Annotated in this window: 8 protein-coding genes and 1 pseudogene; 6 read left to right on the top strand and 3 right to left on the bottom strand. The window is 63.4% G+C overall.

Annotated elements, in window-relative coordinates; all coding sequences use genetic code 11:
- Positions 1-276 (top strand): annotated as a pseudogene (locus I6F20_RS10070) (hypothetical protein); the annotation flags it as partial.
- Between the two features lie 242 nt (positions 277-518).
- Here the strand turns inward: I6F20_RS10070 and I6F20_RS10065 are convergent.
- Positions 519-734, bottom strand: coding sequence for a hypothetical protein (locus I6F20_RS10065; RefSeq protein WP_036005032.1), 216 nt, complete (start codon positions 732-734; stop codon positions 519-521).
- 359 nt (positions 735-1,093) lie between these two features.
- Between I6F20_RS10065 and I6F20_RS10060 the strand changes: the two genes are divergently transcribed.
- The 4 genes from I6F20_RS10060 (at position 1,094) to I6F20_RS10045 (ending at position 3,247) form a co-directional block, all read left to right on the top strand.
- Positions 1,094-1,600, top strand: coding sequence for a DUF2243 domain-containing protein (locus I6F20_RS10060; protein WP_225125996.1), 507 nt, complete (start codon positions 1,094-1,096; stop codon positions 1,598-1,600).
- Positions 1,572-1,736 carry a hypothetical protein gene (locus I6F20_RS10055; RefSeq protein ID WP_225125994.1) on the top strand — a complete coding sequence of 55 codons (165 nt, stop codon included), beginning with the start codon at positions 1,572-1,574 and terminating at the stop codon, positions 1,734-1,736. Before I6F20_RS10060 ends, I6F20_RS10055 begins: the two co-directional genes overlap by 29 nt.
- Positions 1,737-1,863: 127 nt before the next feature.
- The gene (locus I6F20_RS10050) at positions 1,864-2,301 is read left to right on the top strand and encodes an NUDIX hydrolase (protein WP_225125992.1); all 438 of its coding nucleotides are present in this window, start codon (positions 1,864-1,866) and stop codon (positions 2,299-2,301) included.
- 49 nt (positions 2,302-2,350) lie between these two features.
- Positions 2,351-3,247, top strand: a complete 897-nt coding sequence (locus I6F20_RS10045; RefSeq protein ID WP_225125990.1) for an SIR2 family NAD-dependent protein deacylase — start codon at positions 2,351-2,353, stop codon at positions 3,245-3,247.
- On the opposite strand, the gene I6F20_RS10040 is transcribed toward I6F20_RS10045, so the two are convergent.
- A complete protein-coding gene (locus I6F20_RS10040; RefSeq protein WP_225125989.1) occupies positions 3,244-4,248 on the bottom strand; it encodes a patatin-like phospholipase family protein in 1,005 nt (334 codons plus the stop codon). The genes I6F20_RS10045 and I6F20_RS10040 overlap by 4 nt on opposite strands.
- Positions 4,249-4,512: 264 nt before the next feature.
- Between I6F20_RS10040 and I6F20_RS10035 the strand changes: the two genes are divergently transcribed.
- Entirely contained in the window at positions 4,513-5,709 is a 1,197-nt protein-coding gene (locus tag I6F20_RS10035; protein ID WP_036005022.1) for an NADH-quinone oxidoreductase subunit D, read from the top strand.
- A 21-nt stretch (positions 5,710-5,730) separates the two neighbouring features.
- Here I6F20_RS10035 and glgX read toward each other — a convergent pair whose 3' ends face one another.
- The gene (glgX, locus tag I6F20_RS10030) at positions 5,731-7,968 is read right to left on the bottom strand and encodes a glycogen debranching protein GlgX (RefSeq protein WP_225125988.1); all 2,238 of its coding nucleotides are present in this window, start codon (positions 7,966-7,968) and stop codon (positions 5,731-5,733) included.
- Between the last annotated feature and the right edge of the window lie 15 nt (positions 7,969-7,983).

Genomic DNA, 7,983 nt, shown 5'->3' with positions numbered 1-7,983 from the left:
GGGGGAGGGAGCGCCGGTGGCGGGGCGGCCGGGAGCACGTCGTCGGCGCCCGGGACCAACTCGGCCGGGACAGCGCAATCGAGCGGCGGCTCCGGCCCACGGGGATCGACGACCGTCGGCCGACCCGGCAATCCTGCAGGCGGCACCAACATCGGACGCATCGATGGGACCGTCACGCCCGGACCCTCGCTGCAGGGCGACGACCAGATTCGTTCGGAGACCTCCCGCGATTCCGAGGCGGATCGAAAGATCAAAGGCATCTGCAGGGGATGCTGAGCCCATGATGCTGACCCCTTGATCAGCAGGGCTATCGCATTTGAGATTTTCCCTGCGGCCATCCTTCGAGACGCCCGCTTGAGGCGGGCTCCTCAGGATGAGGTCGGAGTGCGCGGCAGCAGTTTCAACGGGCACTGACACCGATTAGCCTCATCCTGAGGAGGCGCGTCAGCGCCGTCTCGAAGGACGAGGCGTGCGCGCAGACCGCCGCCACAAGTCATATGCGATTGCGCTGCCCCTGATCAGGACGCCGGCTTGACCGGCGTCCAGTCCAGGTCCGCATCATCGCAAGGCTCGGGGTCGGCCGGGCAAGGCCTGATCTTCAACTCGTCCTCGAGCACCGCCTCGCCCTCGGCATGCTCGACCAACCCCGCCTCATCGGCTTTCTCCAGCGCTTCCTCCTTGGTCGGAAACGTGCGGCTCATCTTCTCTCCGTCCTTGAACAGGGCGTATGCCATGATCGCCTCTCTGGCTTCCGTCGCTACGCACTATGCGATTTCCCTGAGGTGACTCAGGGTCGACAATCCGAGGCCACTCAAAGCAAGCAAGAACGATCTTCTCGGCATGTGCATCTCCAACATGTGAGCGACAGACGCAGCGTTGATACCGAACGTTCCTATCGGGAATGAAGCCGATAACCAATCGCGCACGCGTGCCGACGAATGTCTGGCTCGTCTTAACGCATGTTAGTCTCGATGAATTGGCACGATTGATCGCAAGCTCGATCCCAGTGACCTGCTGATCGCCATAGGAACGTGCGCGTGTGGCATGGCTTGATTCCGTATCGGAAGTGCCGAGCCGCGCACGAGTTCACCACATGGAAGACAGACAAAGCAATTTCCCGACGTCCGCATGCGTCCTTCTCGGACTTGGCCTCGGCGCATTCTTCGACGGCATCGTCTTTCATCAGCTGCTGCAATGGCATCATATGTTAAGCAGTTGGTATCCCCTCAATTCCATCGAGAACATCACCCTCAATACGACTTGGGACGGCATCTTTCACAGTGCCGCATACGTCCTCGTGCTCGCCGGGCTTTTCCTGATGTGGCAGCGGACACGCCGAAGCGCGCCGCGGTGGTCCGGCTCGCAGTGTTTCGGGACGATCCTGATCGGGTGGGGCATCTTCAATCTCGCTGAAGGCGTGGTCGATCACCAGATCCTGAGATTGCATCAGGTGAACGAGACCGTGCCCGACGGCCAGCGCATTTTCTGGGATATCGGCTTCCTGCTGTGGGGAGCTGCGATGATCGGAATGGGCGTTGCCATGGCACGCGTGGGGGCGCAGGAGGGAGTGCATGCGAAAGGCAGTCTACAGGATCGTTAGAAACACGCCGCCGGCTCTGGTCTACGTGATCTTTCTGCTGCTGCTCGTGCTCGCGACGGCACCAGCGTTTCGGCCAGTGCTGTTCGGCCTCTCCGTCGACGATCTCTTGCAGTTGCGCTGTTTTTCGCCGGTCTGAGCGCGGAGGTGACCATGGTGGAGTTCAGGCTTCTTAGAATTCCAGCGCCCACACGCGGGGCGCCACTGCGCAAAACAGGAACCATGGCAACGGCGTCCGCTTATCAGACGCGAGTTGGAGGCGCCTGATGGGAAAGAAGCAATTTGCCGCTCTGCCGTTTCGGCTGGACAAGTCCGAGCTGCGGGTGATGCTGATCACGACCAGGCGCAAGCGCAGGTGGAGCGTCCCGAAGGGATCGCCGATAGGCAACAAGGAGCCGCACCTGACGGCCGCTCTCGAAGCCTATGAGGAGGCGGGCCTGGTTGGTGTCGTCGCGACGCGTGCGCTCGGCAGCTTCAAGCATCGCAAGCGGAAGGGTGACCGCAAGCGGACCATGAACGTTGCCGTCTTCCCAATGAAGGTGCACGGGCGGGAGCGCTGGTGGCCGGAGAAGGGAGAGCGGCAAGCGATCTGGGTCTCGCCGAAGACCGCGGCGCGCCTGGTGCACAAGGCGCAGCTTCGGCGCCTGATCGCCCGCTTCGCGGCGCAAACGGCGCGCGAGCCATCCTGGCCGCTGAGCCGGTGAGGGTGGTCCGGCTTTAGGAACGCGCCGGGCGCCCGGTCATTTAGGCTTGATGGACCAGGACACGACAGGGCTCATATCCGATGAGCGGCCGCCTCACGACATTCTCGCGGCAGCGATCGAGCGGCGCCGTGCGGTCCTGTTCGTGGGCGCCGGCGTCTCCATGGCCGTCGGCTTGCCGTCCTGGAAGTCCCTGATCGATCATCTCCTTGACGATCTCGGCCTCGAACGCAACGTCATCGACGGAATGCACGGCGGCTATCAGATGCTCGCGGAATATTATCGGATCAAGCGCGGCGGAATCGGCCCGCTGCGCAGCTGGCTCGACCGCAATTGGCGTGTCGACCCCGAGAAGATCGCCGCTTCAGAGCTGCACCGGATGATCGTCGAGCTGGACTTTCCGGTCATCTACACCACCAATTACGACCGAAACCTCGAAACCGCGTTCGACGTGCTGAACAAGCCCTTTGCGAAGATCAGCAACGCGAAGGAGATCGCGAGCGCTCGCGCCGGTGTCACCCACATCATCAAGTTTCACGGCGACTTCGACGACGATGCTTCGCTGGTTCTGACCGAGACCGACTTTCTCAATCGGCTCGCCTTCAATTCCCCGCTCGATATCCGCTTTCGCGCGGATGCGTTGGGAAGCACGCTGCTGTTCATCGGATACAGCATGTCCGATCCGAACATCCGGCTGTTGCTGCACCGGATCTGGCAGATCTGGGACGAGTCCGGGCACAGCCAGGACCGGCCGCGATCCTTCGTGTTCGTCGCGCAGCGTAATCCGGTGCAGGAGGCCGTGCTCGCGAACTGGGGCATCACCACAATCGCCCCGCCCGACGGCATGGCCGCCGATGACGGTCTCAGGCGGCTGCTGCGCGACATTCGCGAGCGGCTGGGAGGCAAGACCGCGCCTAGCTCGGGTCCTGACACAGAGAGACATCGCTAAGGCCGCCGTACGCCGCAGATCTCGTTCGGGACTGGGGCGAGGCTTGCGGCATATTGCATGTCCAGAAAGCCGGCGCGCCAGCGCTGCGCCATGGCTGTTTCAGACAGATCGAAGGATTTTTCCGGCCCGGCTTCCTCGCGACCCGGGCGGTAGCTCAGGAGATAGACCTCGTCGTCGTAGTGGAGGTCCTGAAGCTCGGCGCGGAGCTGACGGGCCTCCAGAGCGTAGCCGAGGCGCTGGAAGGTCTGATTGCCGAAGGTCAGGTCGCTCTTGCGCTCGGACGCGCCCTCGAGCCCGTCAGGGACCTTGCCGTCGCGCGGAAACAGATCGATCACATAGAGGCGGAGCGGGCCTGCAGTCTCGAGGATCGGATCGAACGGCGCGTTCAGCGAGAACCCGCCGTCGCCGAGCCAGCGACCGGTGATCTGCACCGGAGCGAATTCGGGGAGGAAGCCGCAGCTGGCCAGGATGTGGTCCATCTTGATCCGCTCCGATGCGGAGTCGAACAACACGGCATCGCCGCTCTCGACGTCGGTGGCGCAGATCGTGATCCGCAGATCGCCGCCGTTCAGACGTCCGAAGTCGATCAAGCGCTGCAGGCGTTGGCGGGTCGGGCCGAGATCGTAGAGGCCGCCGTAGTGAGACGCCGGAATGGGGAGGCGGGGGTGGAAGAAACCGGAATGACCCAGCACGCGCGTACTGATCGAGCTCAGCCACGCAAACGCGTGGCGGCCCGCGTTCGGCACGTCGGCTGGACTGCTTAGCGCATGCCAATAGCTGCGCAGAGTCTGCAGCCGGTCGTCGCGCGCGCTCCCCGCGATCAGCGCGGCGGTGATGGCTCCTGCCGACGAACCCGTCACCCAGTCGATCGGCAGCCGAAGCGAAGTGAGGGCTTCAAACACACCGCCATGATAGGCGCCGAGACCGAGGCCGCCGGAGAACACGACGGCGGTGAGAGGACGCTCGGCTGCGCCGCCTGGCTCAACTGCACGGTCGGTCAAGACGGGCGCCAATTGCCGGTCGGGTGGTCGGGCCGATCATCGGTATGCTCCCGCAATAGCGGGATCGATCGCGAGAGCGGCGGCGAGCCATCGACATTCATTTCAAAGCTCCAATGTCGATGAACGCGACTCTCGATACGGAGTTCCAAGAGGCCCAAACGGCACGCATGCTCGCCCTTTGCGGCGAACCGTTAACCTGTGTGAAGCCGGTCGCTGCAGACCGCGGCTAAGGTGACGGCTGCGACAGCTCCGATCGGAAGCGGGATGCCAGAACAATCTCCGAGCCTCAGAAACTTCACCATCAATTTCGGTCCTCAACATCCCGCCGCGCACGGAGTGCTGCGGCTGGTGCTCGAGCTGGACGGCGAGGTCGTCGAGCGCGTCGATCCGCATATCGGCCTTCTGCACCGCGGCACCGAAAAGCTGATCGAGGCCAAGACCTATCTCCAGGCCATTCCCTATTTCGACCGGCTCGACTACGTCGCCCCGCTGACGCAGGAACATGCCTTCTGCCTCGCCATCGAGCGGCTGATCGGAATTGAGGTGCCGCGGCGCGGCCAGCTCATCAGGGTGCTCTATCACGAGATCAGCCGCATCCTGTCGCACCTTCTGAACGTCACCACGCAGGCCATGGACGTCGGCGCCTTGACCCCGCCGCTGTGGGGCTTCGAAGAGCGCGAGAAGCTCATGGTGTTTTATGAGCGCGCGTCGGGCAGCCGGATGCATGCCAATTATTTCCGGCCGGGCGGCGTGCACCAGGATCTGCCGCCCAAGCTCATCGACGACATCGAGGCTTGGTGCGATCCGTTTCTGAAAGTGGTTGATGATCTCGACCGTTTGCTCACGCTCAACCGGATCTTCAGGGCGCGCAACGTGGATATCGGCAGGGTGACGCTGGAACAGGCCTGGGCGTGGGGATTTTCGGGCGTGATGGTGCGCGGCTCGGGAGCCGCCTGGGATTTGCGCAAGGCGCAGCCTTACGACTGCTATGCGGAGATGGATTTCGACATCCCCATCGGCAAGAACGGCGACTGCTACGACCGTTATCTCATTCGCATGGAGGAGATGAGGCAGTCCGTCCGCATCATGAAGCAGTGCATCGAGAAGCTGAAGTCGCCGGACGGCGGCGGCCCTGTAATCGTGCAGGACAACAAGGTCGCGCCGCCCCGGCGCGGTGAGATGAAGCGATCGATGGAAGCGCTGATCCATCACTTCAAGCTCTACACCGAGGGCTTCCATGTTCCCCCCGGCGAAATCTACGTCGCGGTCGAGGCGCCCAAGGGCGAATTCGGCGTGTTTCTCGTCGCCGATGGCACCAACACTGCCTACAAGTGCAAGATCAGGTCGCCCGGATTCGCTCATCTGCAAGCGATGGATTTCCTCTGCAAGGGGCATTTGCTGGCGGACGTCTCGGCGATCCTGGGCTCGCTGGACATCGTGTTCGGCGAAGTCGATCGCTGATCGCAAGCGGACGGCACGCGGCTACTCCGGCAGGGGCGTGTCGGCGATGTCCATCAGCGCGCCGAGGCCTTGGCGGAGGCGCCGGGTCGCGATGCTGTCGTTGGCAAGGCCGAACACCACGAGCGAGCGCGCGGTCACCGCGTAAGCATGCCCGAACTCGAATTCGGCCATCGGCGCATCGGGCCGATTGGTGTCGATCAGGCCGAGCCAGCTGCGTCCGTCGGTGACCTCCGGCAGGGTGAAGTTCACGACGTCGTGGTGCGCGTTGTAGACCAGCAGCATGGTCGCATCCGAGCCGCGGCGCTTGATCCCCGTCTCCTGCGCGCGGCCGTCGAGCAGCATGCCGAAGCATTTCGCATTGCCGTCCTGCCATTGCTCCGTCGCCATCTCCTCGCCGGACGGCGACAGCCAGGTGACGTCCTTGACGTCGAGCTCCTCGTTGTGCGAGCCGACCAGGAAGCGGCTGCGGTAGAGGATCGGAAAGGCCTTGCGCGTGGCGATCAGCTTGCGCACGAACTCGCGCAGGCTGCGGCCGTTCGCGGTGATGCCCATCCAGTTGAGCCAGGTGGTCTCGTTGTCCTGGGCGTAAGCGTTGTTGTTGCCGTTCTGGGTGTGCCCGAACTCGTCGCCCGCGAGCAGCATCGGCGTGCCGTGGGAGAGCAGCATCGTTGCCAGCAGGTTCCGCTTCTGGCGCTCGCGCAAGGCGGTGATCTCGGGCTCGTTGGTCGGCCCTTCGACGCCGCAGTTCCAGGAATGGTTGTTGCTGTGACCGTCGCGATTGTTCTCGCCATTCGCCTCGTTGTGCTTGTCGTTGTAGGAGACGAGATCGTTGAGATTGAAGCCGTCGTGCGCGGTGACGAAATTGACGCTGGCCCAAGGCCGGCGTCCGCGCTTGTTGAAGAGGTCGCCGGAGCCGGAGACGCGCTTGGCGAAGTCGGCCAGCGTGCCCGGATCGCCCTTCCAGAAGGCGCGTACCGTGTCCCTGAACTTGTCGTTCCACTCGGCCCAGCCCGGCGGAAACTGACCGACCTGGTAGCCACCGGGCCCGATGTCCCAGGGTTCCGCGATCAGCTTGACGCTGGAGAGCACGGGATCCTGGCGGCAGGCGTCGAGGAAGCCGCCGCCTTCATCGAAGCCATAGGGTTCGCGCGCCAGGATGGTCGCGAGATCGAAGCGGAAGCCGTCGACCCGCATCTCCGTTGCCCAGTAGCGCAAGGAATCGGCGACGAGTTGCAGCACACGCTGATGCGAGAGATTGACGGTGTTTCCGGTACCGGTGTCGTTGATGTAGTAGCGCTTCTTGTCCGGCAGCAGGCGGTAATAGCTGGCATTGTCGATGCCCTTGAACGACAGGGTCGGGCCGAGCTCGTTGCCTTCGGCGGTGTGATTGTAGACGACGTCGAGAATGACCTCGATGCCATGGGCGTGAAACTGGTTGACCATGGCCTTGAATTCGTTGGCCGACGTCGCCTTCAGGTAACGCGGCTCCGGCGCGAAGAAGGCAATGGAATTGTAGCCCCAGTAATTGCGCAGGCCTTTCTCGACCAGATAGCTGTCGTCGACGAAGGCATGGATCGGCAATAGCTCGGCGCTGGTGATGCCGAGCGAGCGCAAGTAAGCCGGGATTTCCGAATGTGCGAGGCCCGAGAACGTGCCGCGATCGGCTTCCGGCACCAGCGGATGCAGCTGGGTGAAGCCCTTGACGTGCATCTCGTAGACGATCGTCCGCTCCCACGGCACTTCCGGCTTGCGCGCCACGCCCCAGGTAAAGGCGGGATCGATGACGCGGCATTTTTGCATCAAGGGCGCGCTGTCCCGTTCGTCGAAGGACAGGTCCTTGTCGGCGTGATCGAGCTGGTAGCCGAACAGCTCCGGCCCCCAGCGGAGCTGGCCGACCAGCTGCCTGGCATAGGGATCGAGTACGAGCTTGTTGGGATTGAAGCGGTGACCGGCGTCGGGTTCGTAAGGGCCATGGACGCGATAGCCGTAGACGGTGCCGGGGCGGGCGGAGGGCAGATAGCCGTGCCAGACCTCGTCGGTATATTCGGGCAGCTCAATGCGCTCGAGCTCGGTTTCGCCGGTATCGTCGAACAGGCAAAGCTCAACCTTGGTGGCGTGGGCGGAGAACAGCGCGAAATTGACGCCGAGGCCATCCCAGGTGGCGCCGAGCGGGAAAGGTCTGCCTTCGGTGATACGGGTGCGGCGCAGGCGCGAGGCCGTCCGCGTCAAGGCGTCGTCTGAATGTGGTGGTTGGTCCATCTCTCCCCCGAGGTG

The sequence above is a fragment of the Bradyrhizobium sp. IC3123 genome (genome assembly GCF_020193625.1).
GTDB lineage: Bacteria > Pseudomonadota > Alphaproteobacteria > Rhizobiales > Xanthobacteraceae > Bradyrhizobium > Bradyrhizobium yuanmingense.
The sequence above is the reverse complement of the archived record's forward strand: the minus strand, read 5'-3'. Positions and strand labels throughout refer to the sequence as shown.

What these genes read in the sequence shown, in the direction of transcription:
- I6F20_RS10050 (WP_225125992.1), top strand. Translation starts at nt 1,864, where the DNA reads ATGGGAAAGAAGCAATTTGCCGCTCTGCCGTTTCGGCTGGACAAGTCC.
- I6F20_RS10035 (WP_036005022.1), top strand. Translation starts at nt 4,513, where the DNA reads ATGCCAGAACAATCTCCGAGCCTCAGAAACTTCACCATCAATTTCGGT.
- I6F20_RS10060 (WP_225125996.1), top strand. Translation starts at nt 1,094, where the DNA reads ATGGAAGACAGACAAAGCAATTTCCCGACGTCCGCATGCGTCCTTCTC.
- I6F20_RS10045 (WP_225125990.1), top strand. Translation starts at nt 2,351, where the DNA reads ATGGACCAGGACACGACAGGGCTCATATCCGATGAGCGGCCGCCTCAC.
- I6F20_RS10065 (WP_036005032.1), bottom strand. Translation starts at nt 734, where the DNA reads ATGGCATACGCCCTGTTCAAGGACGGAGAGAAGATGAGCCGCACGTTT.
- glgX (WP_225125988.1), bottom strand. Translation starts at nt 7,968, where the DNA reads ATGGACCAACCACCACATTCAGACGACGCCTTGACGCGGACGGCCTCG.
- I6F20_RS10055 (WP_225125994.1), top strand. Translation starts at nt 1,572, where the DNA reads ATGCGAAAGGCAGTCTACAGGATCGTTAGAAACACGCCGCCGGCTCTG.